Origin of the sequence: Nonomuraea sp. NPDC048881 (assembly GCF_040649795.1) — a bacterium.
Taxonomy (GTDB): Bacteria; Actinomycetota; Actinomycetes; order Streptosporangiales; family Streptosporangiaceae; genus Nonomuraea.
The window spans coordinates 80,365-101,495 of sequence record NZ_JBEZGC010000019.1; the positions used below are offsets into that span (position 1 = coordinate 80,365).

A 21,131-nucleotide genomic window follows, 5' to 3' on the forward strand; every position below is an offset into this window, starting at 1 on the left:
TCCCTTCCTCGGAGTTGTACGGAGGTCAGTAGAAGATGTAGGTCACCGCGATGCCGCCGTCGGTGGCGGTGGTCGCGACGCCGTTGATGTTGTTGACGTTGGTCGAGTCCCAGCCACCGCGGTTGGCCGCGGAGACGTCGCCGAAGTTGTTGCCCGACTGCGACGAGTCGCTGTTGCTGCTCCAGTTGTCGGACCAGGTGTCAGCGTGGGCGGGAACGGCCGATATGGCGACGCCGGCGGCCGCGGCCAGCACGGCACCTGCGGCGCACAGCCTTTTGATCACTTCTGCTCCTTCACCGGTGTGGACCCCTGCGAGGCGGCGGGCGCCAGGGCCCTGGGCAGCCGCCGCCCCCTTTTTGACCTTCTGTGACCCATTGGGATCAAGGTCAATGCGACTATATAACTCTGCGTTGCCGTTCGGTAGCACAGAGTTATCAGAACATTGTTCGCCGCCGACGCTGACATGAGGTGGCAGTGATCCGGCCCTAGCGTCCGGCCATGATCTACGAACTACGGCGGTACACCCTTCACCCCGGACGGCGCGACACCCTGATCACGCTGTTCGAGCGCGAGTTCGTCGAGCCGCAGGAGGCGGTCGGCATGCGCGTTCTGGGCACCTTCCGCGATCCCGACGCGCCCGACACCTTCACCTGGCTGCGCGCCTTCCCCGACATGCGGGCGCGCCGGGCGGCGCTGGAGGGCTTCTACGACGGCCCCGTCTGGCGGGCGCACCGCGACGCCGCCAACGCCACGATGATCGACTCCGACGACGTGCTGCTGCTCCGCCCGTCCGGTCCGGAGCTGCCCTCCTGGGAACGGCCGCCCGCGGGCGCCGCCGAGCCGCCCGCCGCCCTGTACGTCGCGACGATCTGCCACGTCGAAGAGGGCTTCGCCGAGTTCTTCGCAGGTCAGGTCGCGCCCGCGCTGGCCGAGGCCGGGACGCCGCCGGTCGGCTGCCTGGAGAGCGAGCACGCCGAGAACACCTTCCCCCGCCTGCCGGTCCGGGCCGGGGAGAACGTGTTCGTGTGGTTCACCCAGTTCGCCCGGCCCGAGGACGAGCGCCCGGCGGACCTCTCCATGCTGGACCCCCGCCTGACCGCGCCGCCGGTGCGGCTGCGCCTGCGTCCCACCGCCCGGTCGTCGATGCGCTGACGACTTCTTCCAACTTTCGCGCCCTCGGCGGAGTTGATGTCCTACATGGACCGCTACGAGGGGTTCCACGAGTTCGTACGCGCCCGTCAGCAGTCGCTGATGCGGACCGCGTACCTGCTCACCGGAGACCCCCATCTCGCCGAGGACCTGTTGCAGACGGTCCTCACCCGTGTCGCCTCGCATTGGGGCAAGCTCGCCGAGGACGGCAACCCCGAGGCGTACGCGCGCCGGGCCCTGGTGAACCAGACCATCTCCTGGCGCCGGCGCAGGCGGCCCGAGGTGCCCGCCGCCGAGTTGCCGGAGACCGGCGGGCACGCGCACGACGAGGCGACCGTGCGCCGCCTGACCCTGCTCAAGGCGCTGGCCCGGCTCACCCCGAAACAGCGCGCGGTGATCGTGCTGCGCTTCTACGAGGACCGCACCGAGCACGAGACCGCCCGGCTCATGGGCGTCTCGCTCGGCACGGTCAAGAGCCAGACGCACTACGCGCTGTCCAAGCTGCGCGCCCTCACCCCCGCGGAGGTGTACCGATGAAGACGCTGCGCGAGGACCTGCACGCGCTGGCCGAGCAGGCGCCGGTCGTCGACCTGGGGGCGCGGGCCGTCCTGCGCGCCCGGCGCAGGCGCGCGACCCGCCTGGCCGTGAGCGTCGCGGCGGCGGTCTGCGTGATCGGGGGCGGCGGTGCCGTGCTCCTGCAGCAGGCGCGTCCGGCGCCGCCGATCGTGCTCACCCCGCCGGCGGCCACCGCCCTTCCGCTGCCCGCCAAGGGGGTCGCGCCGGTCGAGCAGTTCTACCGGCCGATCTGCCGCACCGGCGGCCCGGCGTGCCCGTGGCGGCTGGTGACCCGGGACGGCGCCACGTACGAGCTGACCGACGGGCCGCAGAACGGGCCGGTCGAGGCGACGGCCGACGGGCGCCGGATCGCCTACTACAGCCCCGGCAGGCGCGCGATCGTCGTCCGGGACCTGGCCGGCGGCCAGATGTGGACGTCACCGCTGCCGCAGGACGACCAGGACTTCGCCGCCGAGTACGCGCTGCGGCTCTCCCCCGGCGGCCTGCGGTTCGTGGTGGCGGCGACGGGCGCGCCCCGGCTCGTGGACGTGGCGGGCGGCATGTCGATCTCCCTGCCGAAGGGCTCGTGGCCGGTGAGCGTGGCCGACGGGACGGGCCCGGTCGTGCTGGCCAGGGCCAAGGGGGACACCACGGCGCTGTGGGTGCTCGGCCGCGACCCGGTGACGGTCCCGGAGCACACCTACGACTTCAGCGCCCTGGCCCCGGACGGGCGCACGATCGCCCGCGTCGGCACGACCCTCGACCGGAGCCGCGAGCCCATGGTGCAGCGCGACGGCACGATCGTCGTCTTCGACGTCAAGGGAGGCGCGGAGCGCCGGGTCAGGCCGTCCGGGCTCGCCGAGGGGCTGCGGCCGGCCAAGCTGGGCGGCTGGACGTCCCCCCGCGAGGTGACGTTGCTGGCCTATCCGGACGACGACCCCCGCGCCGTCGCCGTGGTGTATGCGGTGGACGTGACCTCGGGGCGCGCCACCGAGCTGTTCGCGCTGCGGGGGGACGGCCAGACGTCCGTGCCCGGGCTGGTCCGCTAGCCGGCGGGGATCAGGGGGCCGCGCCGTAGACGGGCTCGGGGGCGGGCGCGGCCTCCAGGAGCGTGGCGACGGCCTCGCCCACCTCCTCCGGCGACCAGCGGGCGCCCCGGTCCGCGGCGGGGCCGTGGCGCCAGCCGGTGGCCAGCGCGATCGTGCCGCCCTCGACCTCGAAGACCCGGCCCGTCACGTGCGCGGAGGCCGCCGAGCCGAGCCAGACCACGAGCGGGGCGACGTTCGCCGGGTCCATGGGGTCGAACCCGGCCTGCGGCCTGGCCATGGTCGCCGCGAACACCTCCTCGGTCATCCGGGTGCGGGCGGCCGGCGCGATGGCGTTGACGGTGACGCCGTAGCGGGCCAGCTCGGCGGCGGCGACCTGGGTGAGCGCGGCGATCCCGGCCTTGGCCGCCGAATAGCCGGCCTGGCCGACGCTGCCCAGCAGGCCCGCGCCCGAGGAGGTGTTGACCACCCTGCCGGACACCTCCTCGCCCGCCTTCGACCGCTCCCGCCAGTACGCGGCCGCGTGCCGCAGCGGCAGGAAGTGGCCTTTGAGGTGCACGCGGACGACGTCGTCCCAGTCCTGCTCGGTCATCGAGACCAGCATGCGGTCGCGCAGGAAGCCGGCGTTGTTGACCAGGACGTCCAGCCGGCCGTACGCGCTGACGGCGGTCTTCACCAGCCGGGCGGCGCCGGCCCAGTCGGACACGTCGTCGCAGTTGGCCACCGCCCTGCCGCCGAGGGCCTCGATCTCGGCGACGACCTCGTGGGCCGGGCCGGCGGACGCGCCGCCGCCGTCGCGGGCGGTGCCGAGGTCGTTCACCACGACGCGGGCGCCCTGCCGGGCGAACTCCAGGGCGTGCTGCCTGCCGATGCCGCGTCCGGCGCCTGTCACGATCACCACGCGGCCAGCGCAAATGCCCACAAGACCTCCCAAGGGGATCATGCACAGATATCAAGAAATATCGTCAGAAGCCAGGTGTTGCCAGGCGGGGATCTCGCCGCCGCCGTCCACCCGTACCTCGGCGCCGGTCACGTAGCCGGGGGCGGCCAGCCACAGGCAGGCCGCGGCCACGTCGGCGGGCGTGGCGGGGCGGCCCGCGGGGATGGCGGCGTCCGCCCGCCCCTGGCCGGTGTACCGCTCGGCCGCCGTGGTGTCGGCCAGGCCGACCACGACCGAGTTGACCCTGACCTCGGGGGCCCATTCGGCGGCCAGGCAGCGGGCCAGGTGGTGCAGGCCCGCCTTGGCGGCGCCGTACGCGGCGGTGCCGGGCGAGGGACGGGCGCCGCTGACGCTGCCGATCATCACGATCGCCCCGCGGGCGGCGGCCAGCAGCGGGTGGGCCCGCTGGGAGACCAGCAGGGGGGCGGTCAGGTTGAGCTCGATGACGCGGGCGTGCAGGCGCGGCGAGGTGCCCGACACGGGGGCGGGCGGCGAGCCGCCGGCGTTGTTGACCAGCACGTCCAGCCGGTCGAACCCGGCGACCAGCCGTTCGACGTCCGCCGGGACGCGCACGTCGGCCTGGACGAAGCGCAGGCCGTCCAGGGGGCCGGGGTCCTTCCTGGCGCAGACCGTCACGTCGGCGCCGGCCGCGCGGAAGGCCCTGGCGATGCCCGCGCCGATGCCCTGGGTGCCGCCCGTCACCAGCACGGACCTGCCCGTGTAGTCGTAAGTGACCGTCACGGATGCTACCGTACCAAGCAAGCGTTAGGTGCGACCAGGGAGCGCGATGGGGATCACACTGCGGGACGGGCCGATCGCCGAGGTCGTGGTGGACGTGCCGCCGGTGAACGCGTTGACCGTCCAGGGCTGGGCCGACCTGGCGGCGGCGGTGCGCGCGGCCGGGCGCGACCCGGCGACCAGGGTGGTGGTGCTGTGGGCCGAGGGCCGCGGGTTCAACGCCGGCGTGGACATCAAGGAGATGCAGGCCGATCCCGGGCACACGGCGCTCGTCGGCGCGAACCGGCAGTGTTTCGAGGCGTTCGCGGCCGTCTACGAGTGCGAGGTGCCGGTGCTCGCCGCCGTGCACGGACACTGCCTGGGCGGCGGCGTCGGCCTGGCCGGCAACGCGGACGTGGTGGTGGCCAGCGAGGACGCCTACTTCGGGCTGCCCGAGGTGGACCGCGGCGCGCTCGGGGCGGCCACGCACCTGGCCCGGCTGGTGCCCCAGCACCTCATGCGGGCCATGGTCTACACGTGCCGGAACGTCACGGCGGCCGAGCTGCACGCGTTCGGGTCGGTGCTGGAGGTGGTGCCGCGCGACAAGCTGCGCGCGGCGGCGATGGAGGTGGCCGGGCGGATCGCGGCCAAGGACCCGTACGTCATCCGCCGCGCCAAGGAGTCGCTGAACGGCATCGACCCGGTGGACGTGCGGCGCAGCTACCGCTTCGAGCAGGGCTTCACCTTCGAGCTGAACCTCATGGGCATGGGCGACGAGCACAGGGAGCGGTTCCGATGAGCAAGGTGATGTCCGTCGAGGAGGTCGCGGCCTCGGTGGAGAGCGGGATGACGGTCGGGATCGGCGGCTGGGGCTCGCGGCGCAAGCCCATGGCCCTGGTGGGCGGCCTGCTGCGGACGTCCGTCCGGGATCTGACGGTCGTCTCCTACGGCGGCCCGGACGTCGGCATGTTGTGCGCGGCGGGCAAGGTGCGCCGGGTCGTGGCGCCGTTCGTCACGCTCGACTCCATCCCCCTCGAACCGCACTTCCGGGCGGCCAGGCAGGCCGGCACGGTCGAGTTCACCGAGTACGACGAGGGCATGTTCATGTTCGGGCTGCTGGCGGCGGCGCACCGGCTGCCGTTCCTGCCGACGCGGGCGGGGCTGGGGTCCGGCGTGCTGCGGGTCAACCCGGAGCTGCGGACCGTGCGCTCGCCGTACGGGGACGGGGAGGAGCTGGTCGCGGTGCCCGCCCTGACCATGGACGTGGCGCTGGTGCACCTGAACCGGGCCGACGCCCGCGGGAACGCGCAGTACCTGGGCCCCGACCCGTACTTCGACGACCTGTACGCCAAGGCGGCCGGGCGCTGCTACGTGTCCTGCGAGCGGCTGGTGGACACCGCCGACCTGCTGAAGGAGGGGCCGGTGCAGTCGTTGCTGATCAGCCGGTCGATGGTGACCGGCGTGGTCGAGGCGCCCGGCGGGGCCGGGTTCACCTCCTGCGAGCCGGACTACGGGCGCGACGAGGAGCGGCAGCGGCGGTACGCGGAGGGCGGCGTCGATGAGTGGAAGTGAGACGAGCAGGGCTGACGTGTGTGTGCTGGCCTGCGCGGAGGCGTTCAGGGGCGACGGGGAGATCCTGGCGGCCGGGATCGGCGGGGCGATCACGGTGCTGGCCGCGCGGCTGGCCCGGCTGACGTTCGAGCCCGATCTGCTCACCTCCGACGGCGTCTGCCTGCTCACCGGCGACGTGCCCGCGCTGGGGGTGGCGCCCGGGGTGGTGGAGGGGTGGCTGCCGTTCCGGGAGCACCTGTGGCTGGTGCTGAACGGCCGCCGGCACGTGATGCTCGGCGCGAGCCAGATCGACCGGCACGGGAACAGCAACATCTCCTGCATCGGCGACTGGGCCCGTCCCAAGGCGCAGCTCCTCGGGGTGCGCGGGGCGCCGGGGAACACGCGGTGCGACCCGACGAGCTACTGGATCCCGCGGCACTCGCGGCGGGTGTTCGTGCCCGAGGTGGACATGGTGAGCGGGCTGGGCACCGACCGGGGGGCGTACGAGCTGCGGCGGGTGGTGACGGACCTGGCGGTGCTCGACTTCGGCACGCCCGACGGCTCGATGCGCCTGGTGTCCACGCATCCGGGGGTGAGCGTGGCCGACGTGCTGGCCGCCACCGGCTTCGACCTGGTCGTCCCGCCGGAGGTGCCCACGACGCGGGAGCCGGACGCGGTCGAGCTGGCCGTCCTGGACCGGCTGGATCCCGGCCGGGCGCGCGACCGCGAGGTGGCCCGGTGAGGACGGCGCTGACCGAGCTCACCGGCTGCCGCCATCCCGTCGTCCAGACCGGCATGGGGTACGTCGCGGGCGCCCGGCTGGCCGCGGCCGTCTCGGCGGCGGGCGGGCTGGGCGTGATCGGCGCCGCCACCATGTCGGTGCCCGAGATGACGGCGGCGGTCAGGCGGGTCAAGGAGCGGACCGACGCCCCCTTCGGGGTGAACATCCGCTCCGACGCCGACGACGCGGCCGAGCGGGTGGCGGTGATGATCAGGGAGGGCGTGCGGGTGGCGTCGTTCGCCCAGGCGCCCCGGCGCGAGCTGATCGCCCGGCTCAAGGACGCGGGGGTCGTCACCATCCCGTCGGTGGGAGCGCGCCGGCACGCCGAGAAGGTGGCCGCGTGGGGTGTGGACGCGGTGATCGTGCAGGGCGGCGAGGGCGGCGGGCACACCGGCCCGCTGGCCACCACGCTGCTGCTGCCACAGGTCGTGGACGCGGTGGACATCCCGGTGATCGCGGCGGGCGGCTTCTTCGACGGCCGGGGCCTGGTCGCCGCGCTGGCCTACGGCGCGTGCGGGATCGCCATGGGCACCCGGTTCCTGCTGACCCGCGAGTCCCCGGTGCCCGGCGCGGTCAAGGACGTCTACCTGGCCGCCCGCGAGACCGTCGTGACGACCAGGGTGGACGGCGTGCCGCACCGCGTGCTCAGCACCCCGTTCGTGGCCTCGCTGGAACGGTCGCGGCTGCTGCGCGCGGTGCTGAACGGCGCCCGGTTCCGGCGGCTGTCCGGCCTGTCGTGGGGCGCGCTGGTCCGCGAGGGACGCCGGATGCGCCGCGGCCGGGAGCTGACCTGGGCGCAGGTGCTCCAGGCGGCCAACACGCCGGTGCTGCTGCGCGCGGCGATGGTGGACGGCCGGGCCGACCTCGGGGTGATGGCATCGGGGCAGGTGGTGGGCGTGATCGAGGACCTGCCGTCGTGCGCCGAGCTGATCGGCCGGGTGATGGCCGAGGCCGAGGAGGCGCGCAAACGCCTGGCCTGACCCCACGCGGAGCCTGACCCCACGCGGAGCCTGACCCCACGCGGAGCCTGACCCCACGCGGAGCCTGGCTCACAGGACGGTGATGCCGCGGACCAGCAGGATGGCGTTGGCCTGGGTCTGGTTGATGATCGCGCCGGCGAAGGCGCGCAGCTTGGCGTCGTCGGGCTGCCCGAGGTCGGCGCCGCGCAGGTCGGCCTTGGCGAACGTGGTGTTGAGCAGCCGCGTGCCGATGAGCCGGCAGTCGCTGAAGGTGGCCTCGGTGAAGTCGCAGCCCGACAGGTCGGCGTCGTCGAAGCGCACGCCCTCGATGAACTCGCCGCGCAGCGAGCAGCCGCCGAGGTTGGCCAGCGTCAGGTTGCACCGCGCGACCTTGAAGCCGGTGCCGCGCGAGGCCGTGAGCGCGGCGCCGATCATGCGGCAGCCCTGGAAGGAGGCGTCGGTGAGCAGGGCGCCGCCGAACTGGGCCGAGGACAGGTCGACGTCGGTGAACGTGGCGTCGATCAGGTCGGCGTCGTTGAACCTCGGGCGCATGCCGCCGCCGCCCGCGAAGACCGCGCCGTCGAGGTCGGCCTTGCGCAGGTCGGCGCCGTCGAGCACGCAGGACTCGAAGCGGGAGCCGGCGAGTGCGGCTCCGGACAGGTCGGCCTCGGTCAGGTCGCAGCCGCGGAAGACGTGCGGCCCGTCGTGGAGGGCGGGGCGGCTGTGGGAGAGGTCTTCGCCGTCGAGGATCACGGTGTCACAGCGTACCGGTGAGCACCTCCGCCGCCGCCTGGCCGCAGACCCGCGCCGACCCGTACGTGGCGATGTGCACGGCGCCGAGGTCGGAGCGGGCGGGCAGGCCCATCTCCACGACGACGGCGTCCGGCCGGGCGCTGAGCAGGTGCCGCAGCGCCTCGCCCTGCCAGGCGTAGCGGTGGGCGTCGCGGACCACGATCACCAGGGGGCGCTGCGCCGCCTCGCCGATCAGCCGCTCCAGCCTGGCCCCGGTGGTGTCCCCGGCCGCCAGCCGGGTGACGGCGGTGCCGGGCAGCAGCCGTCCGAGCGGCTCGCCGACGCCCCACGGGGTGCCCTTGTCGATGGCCAGGTTCATCTCGGGCGTCAGCTCGACCACGTGCGCCGCCCCGGTGAGCGGCAGCACGGGGGCCGTGGACCTGCGGGTGACGCGGACGGCCCGGCGGGCGGCGGAGAGCCCGAGGTAGCCGTCCTCCGGTACGGGGCTGCCCGAGGAGGTGGTCCAGGCGGCCAGCTCGCGGACCCTGCGTGCGGCGTCGGCCAGTCGCTCCTCGGGCAGCAGTCCTTCGGTCACGGCGGCGGCGATGGCGTCGCGGACCTCGACGGCGGTGGCCTCGTCGGCCCGCTCGCCGCCCACGCAGATCGCGTCGGCCCCCGCGGCTATGGCGCGGGCGGAGGCGCCCCCGATCCCGTACGCCCCCGACACCGCGGCCATCTCTATGCCGTCCGTGATGATCATTCCCTGGAAGCCCAGCTCCTCGCGCAGCAGGCCCGTGAGGACCTTGGGGCTGAGCGTGGCGGGCAGTTCGGCGTCGTAGGAGGGCACGAGCAGGTGGCCGGTCATGATCGACCTGACCCCCTCCTTGATCGCCTCCCGGAACGGGAAGAGCGCCTCCTCGATGCCGGCGTCGGCCACCACGGGCACGCCGTGGTGGGAGTCGACGGTGGTGTCCCCGTGGCCGGGGAAGTGCTTGGCGCAGGCGGCCACCCCGGCCGACTGCATGCCGCGGACGAACGCCCTGGTGTGCCGGGCGACGAGCGCGGGGTCGGCCCCGAAGGAGCGCAGGCCGATGACCGGGTTGTCGGGGTTGGAGTTGACGTCGGCGGACGGGGCGAAGTCGATCGTGATGCCCGCGGCCGCCAGTTCGCCGCCCATGTCCCTGGCCAGCGCCTCGGTGAGGCCGACGTCGTCCACGACGCCGAGCGCGTACCCGCCGGGACGGCTGCTGCCGGTGCTCACCTCCAGCCGGGTGACCTCGCCGGACTCCTCGTCGGTGCCGACGAGCACCGCGGGGTTCTCCGCGCGCAGCGCGGCGGTGAGCCGGGCGACCTGCGCGGGGTCGGCGATGTTGCGGGAGAACAGCACCACGCCGGCCAGTCCCTCGCCGAGTCGGCGGCGGAGCCAGTCCGGAGGCATCTGTCCCGCGAAACCAGGGAGGAGGACGGCGTCGGCGAGGCGAAGAAGGTCACCGCTGAGGGGCATGACCCGAAATCTAATAGGAAAGTTTCCTATTTGCTAGAGGCATTTTCTGATGTCAGCCCGGTTCCTTCCGTGTCTTATTCAACCATTGCCGCAAATGCTCACTTCAGTTGCGCGGCGCGGCCTTTCAGCCGAGGCGTTCGATGACGGTGACGTTCGCCTGTCCCCCGCCTTCGCACATCGTCTGCAGGCCGTACCGGCCGCCGGTGCGTTCGAGTTCGTGCAGCAGCTTCACGGTCAGGACCGCGCCGGTCGCGCCGAGCGGATGGCCGAGCGCGATGGCGCCGCCGTTGGGGTTCACCCGGGCCGGGTCGGCGCCGGTCTCCTTGATCCAGGCCAGCACGACGGAGGCGAACGCCTCGTTGATCTCGATCGCGTCGAAGTCGTCGATGGCCAGGCCGGTCCGGCCCAGGGCGTGGGCCGTGGCGGGGATGGGCGCGGAGAGCATCATGATCGGGTCCGCGCCGCGCGCCGAGAGGTGGTGCACGCGGGCGCGCGGGGTCAGCCCGTGGTCGCGTACGGCCCGGGGCGAGGCGACCAGCAGCGCCGCCGCGCCGTCGGAGATCTGGGACGCCAGCGCCGCCGTGAGCCGCCCCCCTTCGGTCAGCGGCCGGAGCGCGGCCATCTTCTCCGGCGTGGTGTCCCGGCGGGGGGCCTCGTCGTCGGCGACGCCCTCGCAGGGGACGATCTCGCGCCGGAAGCGCCCCTCGTCCACGGCCCGCAGCGCGCGGCGGTGGGACTCGTAGGCATAACGCTCCATGTCCTCGCGCGACAGGTCCCAGGCCACCGCCATCTGCTCGGCCCCGGCGAACTGGGAGACCTCCGCCGTGCCGTAGCGGGCGGACCAGCCCTTGGACCCGGCGTACGGGGTCTCGTGCCCGAGCGGCCGGCCCGCCAGCATGGCCGAGGAGATCGGGATCATGCTCATGTTCTGCACGCCGCCCGCCACCACCAGGTCGCTGGTGCCCGACAGCACGGCCTGGGCGGCGAAGTGCAGGGCCTGCTGCGAGGAGCCGCACTGGCGGTCGACGGTGACGCCCGGCACCTCCTCGGGCAGCCCGGCGGCCAGCCAGCAGGTGCGCGCGACGTCCCCGGCCTGCGGCCCGATCGTGTCCACGCAGCCGAAGATCACGTCCTCGACGGCGGCGGGATCGGCGTCCGCGCGGTCCATCAGCTCGCGGAGCACGTGCGCGCCGAGGTCGGCGGGGTGGGCCGCGGCCAGCCCGCCGTTCCTGCGCCCGACGGGGGTACGGACGGCGGCGACGATGTAAGCCTCGTTCATCCCCGCATCCTAACAAGCGCTTGGTAAGCAAGATAATGCCCTACGAGCTGGGGCTGACGTGTGAACAAGCGATTGTCTGAGGGCTCATAATGGGAAACGTGACCACGCGAAAGAACTCCGGCACCACCACGTCACCGGCGAAGCGTCAGCGCGCCTCCTCCACTGGGGCGGCCTCAGAGCGGCGCGACCACCTCGTCAAACTCGCCGCGGAGCTCTTCGCGCGCAAGGGCTTCCAGGCCACGACCGTACGCGAGATCGCCGACGAGGCGGGCATCCTGTCCGGCAGCCTCTACCACCACTTCGACTCCAAGGAGACGATCGTCGACGAGGTGCTGTCCACCTTCCTCGACGACCTCATCGCCCGCTACCGTGCCGCCGTCGACACCAGCTCCGACGCCCGCACGGTCCTGTCGGAGATGGTCCGCATCGGCTTCGGCACGCTGGAGCCCCACCGCGCCGCGATCACCGTCATGCAGAACGACTGGAACTACCTGCGCCAGTTCGAGCGCTTCAACTACCTGGTCAAGGCCGAGGACGAGGTCGAGCAGATCTGGGTGACCCAGATCAAGGCCGGTCAGGCGGCCGGGCTGTTCAGGGCCGACGTCGATCCCAAGCTGACCTACCGGATGATCCGCGACACCATCTGGGTGGCCGTGCGCTGGTTCCGTCCCGGCGGCAGGCTCAACACCACCGCGCTGGCCGAGCACTACATCACGGTGCTGTTCGACGGGCTCGCCACCGGCGAGCGCACGACCCAGCGTCAGGGATGAGCCTGGGCAAGGCGGTGCGGCTGGCCCTTGAGGAGGCCGCCGAGCCGGACAAGGCCGAGCCGATGCGCGCGTACATGAAGTCGGAGATGCCCTTCCTCGGCGTGCAGGCCACGCCGAGGCGTGCGGCGCTGCGGCGGGTGTTCGCCCGCCACCGCATCGACTCCGCGCCCGAGTGGCGGCGCGCGGTGCTCTCGCTGTGGCGGGAGGCCGAGTACCGCGAGGAGCGTTACGCCGCCGTCGAGCTGACCGGCCACCACTACTACCGCGACTTCCAGACCCTCTACACCGTGCCGATGTACGAGGAGATGATCGTCACCGGCGCCTGGTGGGACCTGGTCGACGAGCTGGCCACCCATCGCGTCGGCGACCTGCTGGCGGCCTTTCCCGACACCATGCGCCCGCTCATGCTGGAGTGGGCGGCCGACGCCGACCTGTGGAAGCGCCGCACCGCGATCCTGTGCCAGAACCGCTTCAAGTCCCGCACCGACACGGCCCTGCTGTACGCCTGCATCGAGCCCAGCCTGTCCGACACCGACTTCTTCGCCCGCAAGGCCATCGGCTGGTCCTTACGCGAGTACGCCAAGACCAACCCCGACGAAGTCATCCGATACGTCCGCGCCAAGGGCATCTCCGGCCTGAGCCGCCGCGAGGCCCTGAAGAACCTGCCTGTGAGTTAGCCGTCCTCATCTGGTCCAGAGCGCGTCCTGCACCGCCTGCACCAGCGCCATCAGCTCCGGCGTCACGCGCTCCCGCGCCCAGGCCAGCGCGTAGGTGATGCGCAGCTCCCCCGCCTCCAGCGGCACGAACCGCACGTCGTCCCGTCTGACGGACCTGACCAGGAGCTGCGGGATCGGCAGCACCCCCGCCCCGGCGGCCACCAGGTCGAGCGCGGCGGCGAAGTCGTCGTCGGCCACCATCCGCGCACGCCCCGGCAGCCCCGCCCACGGCCGGCTCCCCGGCGTCAGCAGCACCTGGCCGCCCAGGTCGTCCGGCGTGACCCTGCCGTGCCCGGCCAGCCGGTGCCCGAGCGGGACGGCCAGATGGTCGACGGACACGTGGAAGCGGGCCGCCGTGACGAACTGCGCGGGCGCCGGCGTGGCCAGGATCGCGGCCGAGACCTCCCCGCCGCCCAGGGCCTGGGCCGCGGCGCCCCGTCCGGCCACGACGAGTTCCACGCCGATCGCCGGAGCGCGGCCGGCCAGCCGTCTGGCGATGCGCGCGGCGAGCGTGCCCACCAGCGGTGGATAAGCCAGGTGAATCGTCGGCCGGGCCAGTCTGGCGGCTTCCGCGGTGAACGCCTGGGCCGATTCGAGCACCTGCCGGGCGTACGGCAGCAGGCCCTTGCCCTCGGCGGTCAACCGCACCTCGCGGGCGTTGCGCTCGAAGAGCCTGACCCCGGCCGCGCGTTCGAGCCGGGTGATGGCCTGGCTCACGGCGGGCTGCGACATGCCCAGGTCGGCGGCGGCGGCCGAGAAGCCGAGCCGCTCGGCGACCAGGAGGAAGCAGTGGATCTCCTTGAGCATAAGCAGCACTTATCGATGATGCACCACCTCGGTCCCGCCGGACACGATTCCCGCATCTGACCGACGTGATCGAGGAGCTGAGATGTCGCCATTCCCCACGTCCACGGTGCTCGGGTACCCGAGGATCGGGCCGCGACGGGAGCTGAAGCGGGCCCTGGAGTCGTACTGGGACGGGCGGTCCGGCCGCGCGGAGCTGGAGCGGACGGGCAAGGAGATCAGGGAGCGGACCTGGCGGCGGCTGGCCGAGCTGGGCCTGGACGGGCTGCCGTCCAACACCTTCTCCCTGTACGACCACGTGCTGGACACGGCGGTGCTGCTGGGCGCGGTGCCCGAGCGTTACCGCGCGGCCGAGGACCCCTACTTCGCGATGGCCAGGGGCACCGAGGGGCTGGCGCCGCTGCGGATGACGAAGTGGTTCGACACCAACTACCACTACATCGTGCCGGAGATCGGCCCGGAGACCGTCTTCAAGCTGGACGCCGCCAAGCCGCTCGCCGAGGTGCGCGAGGCCCGCGCACTGGGCTACGAGACGCGGCCCGTCGTGGTCGGGCCGGTGACGTTCCTGCTGCTGGCCGGGGCGCCCGAGCGGCTGGAGGACGTGCTCGGCTGCTACGAGGAGCTGCTCGCGGCGCTGGCCGCCGAAGGCGTCGAATGGGTGCAGCTCGACGAGCCGGCGCTGGTCGGCGACCGCACGCCCGAGGAGCTGGCGGCCGTGCGGCTCGCCTACGACCGGCTGGGGTCGGCGGCCGTCCGCCCGGGGCTGTTCGTGGCCTCCTACTTCGGCGACCTCGGGCCCGCGCTGCCGGTGCTGGCCGGCACGCCCGTCGAGGCGGTCGGCGTGGACCTGGTGCGCGGCGGCGCCGTGCCCGACCTGCCGGGCAAGACCGTGGTCGCGGGCGTGGTGTCGGGCCGCGACGTGTGGCGCACCTCGCCGGAACGCGCCCTGGCCGCCCTCGGCGGCGTGCGCGCGGACCGGGTGACGGTGAGCACGTCCTGCTCGCTGCTGCACGTGCCCTACGACGTGGACGCCGAGCCCGACCTCGATCCGGCGCTGCGGGAACGGCTGGCGTTCGCCGAGCAGAAGGTGGCCGAGGTGGTGGCGCTGGCCCTCACCGTCGCCGAGGGGCCGGACTTCCGGGGGCCGGTCCCGGCCGCGCCCTCGGTGCCGCTGACCGCGCCGGCCGCGCCGCAGGAGCGGGCGCCGTACCCGGTGCGGGCCGCCGCCCAGGCCGCCCACCTGGGCCTGCCCGTGCTGCCGATCACCACCATCGGCTCGTTCCCGCAGACCGGCGAGCTGCGCGCGGCGCGGGCGGCCGTGGTGGCCGGGACGCTGCCGGAGGAGGACTACGAGCGGCGCGTCGAGGCCGAGATCGAGCGCGTCGTCAGGGTGCAGGAACGCCTCGGCCTGGACGTGCTCGTGCACGGCGAGCCCGAGCGCAACGACATGGTGCAGTACTTCGCCGAGCACCTGGACGGGTTCGCGGTCACCAGGAACGGCTGGGTCCAGTCGTACGGGTCGCGCTGCACCCGGCCGCCGATCCTGCACGGCGACGTCGGCCGTCCCGGGCCCATCACCGTGCGCTGGGCCTCCTACGCGCAGTCGCTCACCGCCAAGCCGGTCAAGGGCATGCTCACCGGGCCGGTGACGATCGTGGCCTGGTCGTTCGTCCGCGACGACCTGCCGCTGCGGGACGTGGTGTTCCAGGTGGCCGACGCGGTGCGCGAGGAGGTGCGCGACCTGGAGGCGGCCGGGGTGTCGATCATCCAGGTGGACGAGCCCGCCCTGCGCGAGCTGCTGCCGCTGCGGCGGGCCGCGCAGGCCGACTACCTGGAGTGGGCGGTGGCGGCGTACCGGCGGGCCACCTCGGGCGCGGCCGACCGCACCCAGATCCACACCCACCTGTGCTATTCGGACGCCGACCAGATCCTGGCCGCCATCGACGGCCTGGACGCCGACGTCACCACGATCGAGTCGGCCCGCTCGGGGGCGCGCATCCTGGGCGCGGTGCGCGCGTTCGGCCGCGGCCTCGGCCCCGGCGTGTACGACATCCACTCCCCGCGCGTGCCCGGCGCGGACGAGGTCGAGGACCTGCTGCGCAGGACGCTGGCGGCGCTGCCGGCCGAGCGGGTCTGGGTCAACCCCGACTGCGGGCTGAAGACGCGCACGTACGAGCAGGTGGAAGCCTCGCTGGCGCACGTCGTCGAGGCCACCGGGCGGCTGCGGGCCGAGCTTCAGCCGTAGCGCTCGGTGAACTCCTCGACCGTCATCCCGAACAGGATCCCGTCGTCGTAACGCCCGGCGGCGAAGCGGCTCCTGCGCCGGCGGCCCTCCTCGACGAAGCCGAGCCGCCGGTGCAGGGCCTGCGACGGTTCGTTGGAGCTGTAGACCCACGCCTCGGCCTTCTGGAAGCGGCGCTCGGCGAACATGTAGCGCAGCAGCAGGACGATCGCCTCGCTGGCGTAGCCCTTGCGATGGTGGGGCGTGCCGATGGAGATGCCGTAGCAGAACGTGCCGTGCATGCGCTCGACCTCGTGCGTGTTGAGCATGCCGACCGGCCGGTTGTCGCCGGCGTCGGCGATCACCAGGCGTAGCTCGTCCATGTCGGACTCCTGCTCGGCCAGCTCCCTGGCCCACTTCTGGGCCTGGGCGGCCGAGCGGGGCGGAGGCAGCCGCCAGCCGTTCCTGGCCGCGTCGGTGTCCTCCTCGAAGGCGAAGAGCGCCGCCCAGTCCTCCGGTTCGATGGCCCTCAGGCGCACGCGCTCGCCGACCCACGCAGACGTCATGATGTGGAGCAAACCAGAGCACGCCCCCCGCGCGCGAACCCTTTTCCGGCCCTCACCCACGCCCGTACGTGTCCTCGGCCCGCCAGAAGTACCAGAGCCCGAGGGTCAGTCCGGCGACCGCCCAGAACGCGCAGCTCAGCCAGACGAGCGGGCGAGGGCTGGAGGCGTGGATCAGGATGTCGCGCATGAACTCGATGGTGGAGGCGGCGGGGTTGAGATACATGACGTCGGCCACCCACTGCGGCAGCCCGACCCCGCCGACCGGCTCGCCGGTGACCGGGTCCGGATATCCCACGATCTTGTACTGGATCGAGAAGAAGACCCCGGAGGCGTACAGCCAGGTCCGCAGGACGAACGGCAGGAGCTGGTTCACGTCGCGCAGCGAGGCCCCCAGCCGCGCCAGGACCAGGCTCAGCCCGATGTTGAACATCGTCTGCAGGAGCAGGGCGACCGGGACCAGCAGCCAGAACCAGGTGGGGAACTCCCCCATGACGACCACGAGGACGAGCAGCACCCCCATGGAGACGGCCGCCTGCCGCAGTTCCTGAAGGGTGTAGGCCAGGGGCAGCGCGGCGCGGGGGAAGTGCAGGGCGCGGATGAGCGAGAGGTTCCCCGAGACGGACTTGGCCCCCGCCGAGGCCGACCGCTGGCTGTAGGTGAAGACGAACATCCCCGTGACGAGGAAGGCCGCATAGTTCTCGATGTGCTCGTGTCCGCCCAGGACGAGGCCGAACATGACCCAGTAGATACCGGCGTTCAGCAGCGGCGTCACCACTTGCCAGAGTTGACCGAGCGCGGAGGCGGAGTACTTCGAGGCGGTGCGCGAGGTCGCGTACACCAGGATGAAGTGCCGGCGTTCCCATAATCGGCGCAGGTAGACGCGCATGTCCGGGCGGGCCATGGATCGCCGCAGCCCGTGACGGGTCGCGAGGGCGGCGAGTGATTCCTGTTCGGGCGCGGATGGCATGGGAGTCTCCTCACGGCCTGCTGCGTCGCGGAATGCCCAGGAGTCTAGGTTCCGGGGCGGCGAGACGGGCGTCCTGGCGCGCCTTCGAGGGGCGTCGGGTCAGGTGGCTCGTCCGTCGAGGAAGTCGACGACGCGGGCGTTGAGGTCGGCGGGCTCGTGCCACGGCATCGCGTGATGGGACAGGCGCGGCAGCACCACGGTCCGCGCGCCCGGCAGCAGGCGGGCGGCGGCCGACGCGACGCGGTGCGGGGAGTGCGCCTTGCCGCGGCCGGCGACGAGCACGAGGGCGGGCGTGGTGAGCCCGCGCAGCGATCCGGGCTCGGGCCGTTTCCCGGTGACGACCTTCGTGTCCGGGAACTCCGCGGCCAGGCCGTAGAGCCGCAGCCAGGCGGGGTCGGCGGGCGCGCCGCCGGTCTCCCACTCCAGGAAGGCCCGCGCGCGCGAGGCCGTCGGCCGCAGCAGGGTGGGCAGCGCGCGGGCCAGGTATCCGGCCCGGAACCCGCCGAAGCACTGCGTCGGGTCGAGCAGGACGAGCCGCTCGACCCGCCGGGGTGCGTGGAGCGCGTACGTCAGGGCGATCCACCCGCCGTAGGAGTGTCCGCACACCGCGGCGCTGTCGATGCCGAGGCCGTCGAGCACGCCGTCCAGCCAGCCGAGCAGGTCGCCGGCGCTGCGCAGGGGGCGTTCGCCGCGGATGCTCCGTCCCGGCTCGCCGATGCGGTCGACGGCGTACACGCGATGGCGGCGGGCGAACGCGGCGACGTTGGCGAACCACATCGCCGCCGTGGTGCCGCCGCCGTGCAGCAGGACCAGCGGCGGGCCGTCGGCGGGGCCGCACGCGTTCACCCGGGTCGTGCCGTACGCCGAGACCAGGTCGATGGGCTCGACCGGAACCGGCCAGCGTTCGAGGACCGCGTCGTAGGCGGAGAGGAAGTCGGACATGCCGCACCTAACTGAATAGCTTGCTCAGCAATAATCTCGCTGGGCGAGATAATGCCATACTGGTGGCATGACGACGCCGCCGCCGGAGCATGCCGCGACCGTGGACGACCAGGACGCCGGGATGCGGCTGGTCCATCTGCTGCGCGCCGTCACCGTGGAACTCGACCGCATGGGCGAGCGGTTCGCCGCCGCGCACGCCCTGCACCCGACCGACGTACGCGCCCTCATCTGCCTCCTCGACGCCGCCCGCACCGGCACCCCCGCCACCCCCGGAACGCTGGGCACACACCTCGGCCTCAACTCCGCGGGCACCACGGCGGTGGTGGACCGTCTGGAACGGCTCGGTCACGTCCGCCGGGAACGCGACACCCGGGACCGGCGGCGGGTGCTGCTGAAGGTCGACGAGAGCGCCGTCACGCTCGGCTGGAGCTTCTTCGGCCCGCTCATCCAGGAGATCGTCACCCTCCTGGGCCGGTACGACACCACGGAACAGGCCACCATCGAGCGTTTCCTCAGCGACGTCCACAAGGCCGTCACCCAGGGTTAGGCCGGCGGCTCAGGTGAACATGGCTGTCGCAGCCTGCTCTCGGCCTGGAGGTTCCCGGCCAGTTCCGCCAGGGTCGCCCCGCAGCGGACGTTGGAGAGCCCGCTGTCACGGGACACGAGGGGGACGCGGAACGCGACCCAGCCGCCGGTCACGTCGGTGATCCGCCACCCGGGAAACCTGCCGAGAACTTCCTGGAGCGTCAGGCTCACGCCCGTGCTCCGGCGGTGAGCGCGGCGCTCTGATGCGACCTTCGCGGTTCCGCGCAGCGGAGAGCGACTGGCCGTGCCGCTCTTCCCGGCCCCGGACCGGTACGCCAAGTGAAGCCAGTGTGAGCGGACCTTCCAGGCTCGCCGCGGCAGGGCGAACCGGTCGGAGCTCGTGGAGGTCTTTCCCGACCGTGCCGGCGTGCCTCGTGAGCTCTGGCTACGGCTACTCACCGACGCTCAGGAGCGGGTGGACGTCCTCGTCTTCTCAGGGACGTTCTACGCCCAGACGCAACCCGGGATCGCCCGCTTGCTCAGCGAGATCGCGCAGCGCGGTGTCGCGATCAGGTTGTGCTTCGGCGATCCCGACGCGCAGTCGGTGGAGACGCGAGATCGCGAGGAAGGGCTGGGCGGAACGCTGCCCGCCAAGATCCGCTCGTCCTTGACCTACTACCGGACGCTGCCGGACGTGGATGGCTGCGAGATTCGTCTGCACGCGACCACTCTGTACGCCTCGCTGTTCCGCTACGACGACGACATCCTGGTCAACCCGCACGCGTACGGCGAACCAGCCTCCGCCCACCCGACCTTCCACTTCCATCGCCTCGACGGAGGGACGATGGCCGAGCACTACATGTCATCGTTCGAGCGAGTCTGGGCCGGAGCCGTTCCGTGGTCCGGCGCGCAAGTCTGAGGAGGCGTTCCCCGTGGGACGAGTCGAGTACTGGAACGACCCGGACGCCCCCAAGGCCAACAGCCTGGTGCCGGCCTGCGGGACGTTGACCGTGGACGACGCCGGCCGCATCCTCATGCAGCGCCGGCGCGACACCGGTCAGTGGGCGTTGCCGATGGGCAAGATGGAGATCGGCGAGACCCCTTCACGGTGCGCCGTACGGGAGACGGAGGAGGAGACCGGCGTCCGCGTCGAGCCCACCGGCCTCCTCGGCGTCTACTCCGACCCGGGCCACATCGTGGCCTACACCGACGGCGAGGTCCGTCAGGAGTACGAGGTGATGCTGATCGCCCGCCCGGTCGGCGGCCGTCCGGAGGCCAACGACGAGGCGAGCGACGTGCGCTGGGTCGAGCCGGGCGAACTGCACACGCTCGACATCCATCCGACCCAGTGGCGACAGCTCAACGACTATCTGCGGCAGAGGCATCCCCACGTCGATTGAGGTCGGCCGGTTACGGCGGCAGCGTCTAGTAGATCATTCCTGACGGATGGTGCAGGCGCCGGAGGTCGGCGTAGCGGGAGGCAATCCGGCGCGCGGCCAGTGATGGCTCGACGGCCGGATCCGCATCCGCAGCGAGAAAGGCATCCGATGGGGCGGACGCCCGGTCTCCGCCGCAGCCTGATCAAACGCCCCTGGTGGAGAACGTCAGATGCTCGCACTACGGGCGATGCGGTACAGCACGTTCGGACGCAGTGGCCCTTCGGGCTCGGTGGGGTCGTCGAAGTCGTCGGCCGGGTCCCGGGTCATGCCGATCCGGCGCATCACCGCCTGGGAACGAAGGTTGGTGGCCGTTGTGACAGCGAGGATCTCAGGAAGCTCAAGAGCGTCGAAGCCGTGGGCCAGGACTGTCAGCGCAGCCTCGGTGGCGTAGCCCTGGCCCCAGGCCGAGCGGGCGAGCCGCCAGCCGATCTCCACTCCTGTGAACGGCATGTGGTCGTCCACTTCGTCCAAGCCTGCGAAGCCGATGAACTGGCCCGTGGCCTCCACCTCAACCGCCCACCACCCGTAGCCTCGCTGGTCGAACTCGGCCTGAAATTGCGACACGGAGGCATCGCTCTGTTCGCGGGTAAGCAGGTCGCCCAAGTGCTCCCGGACCTCGAGATCGGCGTTCATGGCCGCCCACGGTTCAAGGTCGGAGTCACGCCATCGGCGCAGGACGAGGCGCTCGGTACGCAGTTCAGCCATGCCGGCCAGCCAACATGAGCTTTGACCCCCAGGCAACCAATTTTCTTGTGACACCGCCTCCCAGAAACACAGGCCGCTCCAAGGGCCGACGAAGCGACCACCGATCCGGCGAACGTACGCGGTCAGAGCACTGGCGCCGGCGGGGCCATGGCGCCGCCAGGCGCGGGGGTTGCGCCGCCAGGCGCGGGGGTTGCGCCGCCAGGCGCGGGGGTTGCGCCGCCAGGCGCCTCAAGGAGAATCGCCTGAGCTCACGAGGCGCGAAG

General features: G+C 72.6%; 25 protein-coding genes. 13 read left to right on the plus strand and 12 right to left on the minus strand.

All coding sequences use genetic code 11. The features are described from left to right. Positions 1–25: 25 nt before the first annotated feature. Positions 26–283 (minus strand): hypothetical protein, encoded by a 258-nt coding sequence (locus AB0C33_RS41720; protein ID WP_358298478.1) that lies wholly within the window; start codon positions 281–283, stop codon positions 26–28. Positions 284–498: 215 nt separating this feature from the next. Between AB0C33_RS41720 and AB0C33_RS41725 the strand changes: the two genes are divergently transcribed. The 3 genes from AB0C33_RS41725 to AB0C33_RS41735 are packed head-to-tail and all read left to right on the plus strand — an operon-like array spanning position 499 to position 2,753. Next, the gene (locus AB0C33_RS41725) at positions 499–1,152 is read left to right on the plus strand and encodes an NIPSNAP family protein (RefSeq protein ID WP_358298480.1); all 654 of its coding nucleotides are present in this window, start codon (positions 499–501) and stop codon (positions 1,150–1,152) included. Positions 1,153–1,188: 36 nt separating this feature from the next. After that, positions 1,189–1,686 (plus strand): SigE family RNA polymerase sigma factor, encoded by a 498-nt coding sequence (locus AB0C33_RS41730; protein WP_358298482.1) that lies wholly within the window; start codon positions 1,189–1,191, stop codon positions 1,684–1,686. Next, the gene (locus tag AB0C33_RS41735; RefSeq protein ID WP_358298484.1) at positions 1,683–2,753 is read left to right on the plus strand and encodes a hypothetical protein; all 1,071 of its coding nucleotides are present in this window, start codon (positions 1,683–1,685) and stop codon (positions 2,751–2,753) included. The genes AB0C33_RS41730 and AB0C33_RS41735 overlap by 4 nt, the downstream gene beginning before the upstream one ends. Positions 2,754–2,763: 10 nt before the next feature. Here AB0C33_RS41735 and AB0C33_RS41740 read toward each other — a convergent pair whose 3' ends face one another. Further along, positions 2,764–3,693 carry an SDR family oxidoreductase gene (locus tag AB0C33_RS41740; protein ID WP_358298485.1) on the minus strand — a complete coding sequence of 310 codons (930 nt, stop codon included), beginning with the start codon at positions 3,691–3,693 and terminating at the stop codon, positions 2,764–2,766. A 9-nt stretch (positions 3,694–3,702) separates the two neighbouring features. Then, a complete protein-coding gene (locus AB0C33_RS41745; RefSeq protein WP_358298487.1) occupies positions 3,703–4,431 on the minus strand; it encodes an SDR family oxidoreductase in 729 nt (242 codons plus the stop codon). 46 nt (positions 4,432–4,477) lie between these two features. On the opposite strand from AB0C33_RS41745, the gene AB0C33_RS41750 reads away from it, so the two are divergent. Genes AB0C33_RS41750 through AB0C33_RS41765 form a run of 4 tightly spaced genes read left to right on the plus strand, consistent with a single transcriptional unit; the run spans position 4,478 to position 7,719 of the window. After that, complete coding sequence (locus tag AB0C33_RS41750) at positions 4,478–5,206, plus strand: enoyl-CoA hydratase family protein (protein ID WP_358298489.1); 729 nt, start codon at positions 4,478–4,480, stop codon at positions 5,204–5,206. Next, on the plus strand, positions 5,203–5,979 hold the full coding sequence (locus tag AB0C33_RS41755) for a CoA-transferase (protein WP_358298491.1): 777 nt from the start codon (positions 5,203–5,205) through the stop codon (positions 5,977–5,979). Before AB0C33_RS41750 ends, AB0C33_RS41755 begins: the two co-directional genes overlap by 4 nt. After that, entirely contained in the window at positions 5,966–6,700 is a 735-nt protein-coding gene (locus AB0C33_RS41760) for a CoA-transferase (protein ID WP_358298493.1), read from the plus strand. The genes AB0C33_RS41755 and AB0C33_RS41760 overlap by 14 nt, the downstream gene beginning before the upstream one ends. Beyond that, positions 6,697–7,719, plus strand: coding sequence for a nitronate monooxygenase (locus tag AB0C33_RS41765; RefSeq protein WP_358298495.1), 1,023 nt, complete (start codon positions 6,697–6,699; stop codon positions 7,717–7,719). Before AB0C33_RS41760 ends, AB0C33_RS41765 begins: the two co-directional genes overlap by 4 nt. A 69-nt stretch (positions 7,720–7,788) precedes the next feature. Here the strand turns inward: AB0C33_RS41765 and AB0C33_RS41770 are convergent, their stop codons facing one another. The 3 genes from AB0C33_RS41770 to AB0C33_RS41780 form a co-directional block, all read right to left on the minus strand. Further along, positions 7,789–8,451: a pentapeptide repeat-containing protein gene (locus tag AB0C33_RS41770; protein WP_358298497.1), complete on the minus strand. Its 663-nt coding sequence runs from the start codon at positions 8,449–8,451 to the stop codon at positions 7,789–7,791. A gap of 4 nt (positions 8,452–8,455) precedes the next feature. Next, the gene (locus AB0C33_RS41775; protein WP_358298499.1) at positions 8,456–9,934 is read right to left on the minus strand and encodes a glycoside hydrolase family 3 N-terminal domain-containing protein; all 1,479 of its coding nucleotides are present in this window, start codon (positions 9,932–9,934) and stop codon (positions 8,456–8,458) included. A 124-nt stretch (positions 9,935–10,058) separates the two neighbouring features. Next, positions 10,059–11,213 (minus strand): acetyl-CoA C-acetyltransferase, encoded by a 1,155-nt coding sequence (locus tag AB0C33_RS41780; RefSeq protein WP_358298501.1) that lies wholly within the window; start codon positions 11,211–11,213, stop codon positions 10,059–10,061. Positions 11,214–11,311: 98 nt separating this feature from the next. Here AB0C33_RS41780 and AB0C33_RS41785 point away from each other — a divergent pair, with 98 nt between their 5' ends. Both AB0C33_RS41785 and AB0C33_RS41790 read left to right on the plus strand, forming a co-directional pair. Then, on the plus strand, positions 11,312–11,983 hold the full coding sequence (locus AB0C33_RS41785; RefSeq protein ID WP_352363105.1) for a TetR family transcriptional regulator: 672 nt from the start codon (positions 11,312–11,314) through the stop codon (positions 11,981–11,983). Next, complete coding sequence (locus AB0C33_RS41790) at positions 11,980–12,660, plus strand: DNA alkylation repair protein (RefSeq protein ID WP_358298503.1); 681 nt, start codon at positions 11,980–11,982, stop codon at positions 12,658–12,660. Before AB0C33_RS41785 ends, AB0C33_RS41790 begins: the two co-directional genes overlap by 4 nt. A 6-nt stretch (positions 12,661–12,666) precedes the next feature. Here the strand turns inward: AB0C33_RS41790 and AB0C33_RS41795 are convergent, their stop codons facing one another. Continuing rightward, positions 12,667–13,506: a LysR family transcriptional regulator gene (locus AB0C33_RS41795; protein WP_358298691.1), complete on the minus strand. Its 840-nt coding sequence runs from the start codon at positions 13,504–13,506 to the stop codon at positions 12,667–12,669. An 82-nt stretch (positions 13,507–13,588) separates the two neighbouring features. Between AB0C33_RS41795 and metE the strand changes: the two genes are divergently transcribed. Continuing rightward, positions 13,589–15,748: a 5-methyltetrahydropteroyltriglutamate--homocysteine S-methyltransferase gene (gene metE, locus AB0C33_RS41800; RefSeq protein WP_358298505.1), complete on the plus strand. Its 2,160-nt coding sequence runs from the start codon at positions 13,589–13,591 to the stop codon at positions 15,746–15,748. Here metE and AB0C33_RS41805 read toward each other — a convergent pair. From AB0C33_RS41805 to AB0C33_RS41815, 3 genes are all read right to left on the minus strand, one after another. After that, complete coding sequence (locus AB0C33_RS41805; protein ID WP_358298507.1) at positions 15,739–16,290, minus strand: GNAT family protein; 552 nt, start codon at positions 16,288–16,290, stop codon at positions 15,739–15,741. The genes metE and AB0C33_RS41805 overlap by 10 nt on opposite strands. A gap of 52 nt (positions 16,291–16,342) precedes the next feature. Beyond that, positions 16,343–17,257, minus strand: coding sequence for an ABC transporter permease (locus AB0C33_RS41810; RefSeq protein ID WP_358298508.1), 915 nt, complete (start codon positions 17,255–17,257; stop codon positions 16,343–16,345). A 99-nt stretch (positions 17,258–17,356) separates the two neighbouring features. Then, positions 17,357–18,199: an alpha/beta hydrolase gene (locus AB0C33_RS41815; RefSeq protein WP_358298510.1), complete on the minus strand. Its 843-nt coding sequence runs from the start codon at positions 18,197–18,199 to the stop codon at positions 17,357–17,359. A gap of 67 nt (positions 18,200–18,266) precedes the next feature. On the opposite strand from AB0C33_RS41815, the gene AB0C33_RS41820 reads away from it, so the two are divergent. Beyond that, positions 18,267–18,746 carry a MarR family transcriptional regulator gene (locus AB0C33_RS41820; protein WP_358298512.1) on the plus strand — a complete coding sequence of 160 codons (480 nt, stop codon included), beginning with the start codon at positions 18,267–18,269 and terminating at the stop codon, positions 18,744–18,746. Here AB0C33_RS41820 and AB0C33_RS41825 read toward each other — a convergent pair. Next, the gene (locus AB0C33_RS41825) at positions 18,743–18,955 is read right to left on the minus strand and encodes a hypothetical protein (RefSeq protein WP_358298514.1); all 213 of its coding nucleotides are present in this window, start codon (positions 18,953–18,955) and stop codon (positions 18,743–18,745) included. The two genes, AB0C33_RS41820 and AB0C33_RS41825, sit on opposite strands and share 4 nt — an antisense overlap. 244 nt (positions 18,956–19,199) lie before the next feature. Between AB0C33_RS41825 and AB0C33_RS41830 the strand changes: the two genes are divergently transcribed. Both AB0C33_RS41830 and AB0C33_RS41835 read left to right on the plus strand, forming a co-directional pair. Beyond that, on the plus strand, positions 19,200–19,643 hold the full coding sequence (locus AB0C33_RS41830; protein WP_358298516.1) for a hypothetical protein: 444 nt from the start codon (positions 19,200–19,202) through the stop codon (positions 19,641–19,643). 13 nt (positions 19,644–19,656) lie between these two features. Then, positions 19,657–20,124 carry an NUDIX domain-containing protein gene (locus AB0C33_RS41835; RefSeq protein WP_358298518.1) on the plus strand — a complete coding sequence of 156 codons (468 nt, stop codon included), beginning with the start codon at positions 19,657–19,659 and terminating at the stop codon, positions 20,122–20,124. A 204-nt stretch (positions 20,125–20,328) separates the two neighbouring features. On the opposite strand, the gene AB0C33_RS41840 is transcribed toward AB0C33_RS41835, so the two are convergent. Beyond that, positions 20,329–20,868 carry a GNAT family N-acetyltransferase gene (locus AB0C33_RS41840; protein ID WP_358298520.1) on the minus strand — a complete coding sequence of 180 codons (540 nt, stop codon included), beginning with the start codon at positions 20,866–20,868 and terminating at the stop codon, positions 20,329–20,331. Positions 20,869–21,131 lie beyond the last annotated feature (263 nt).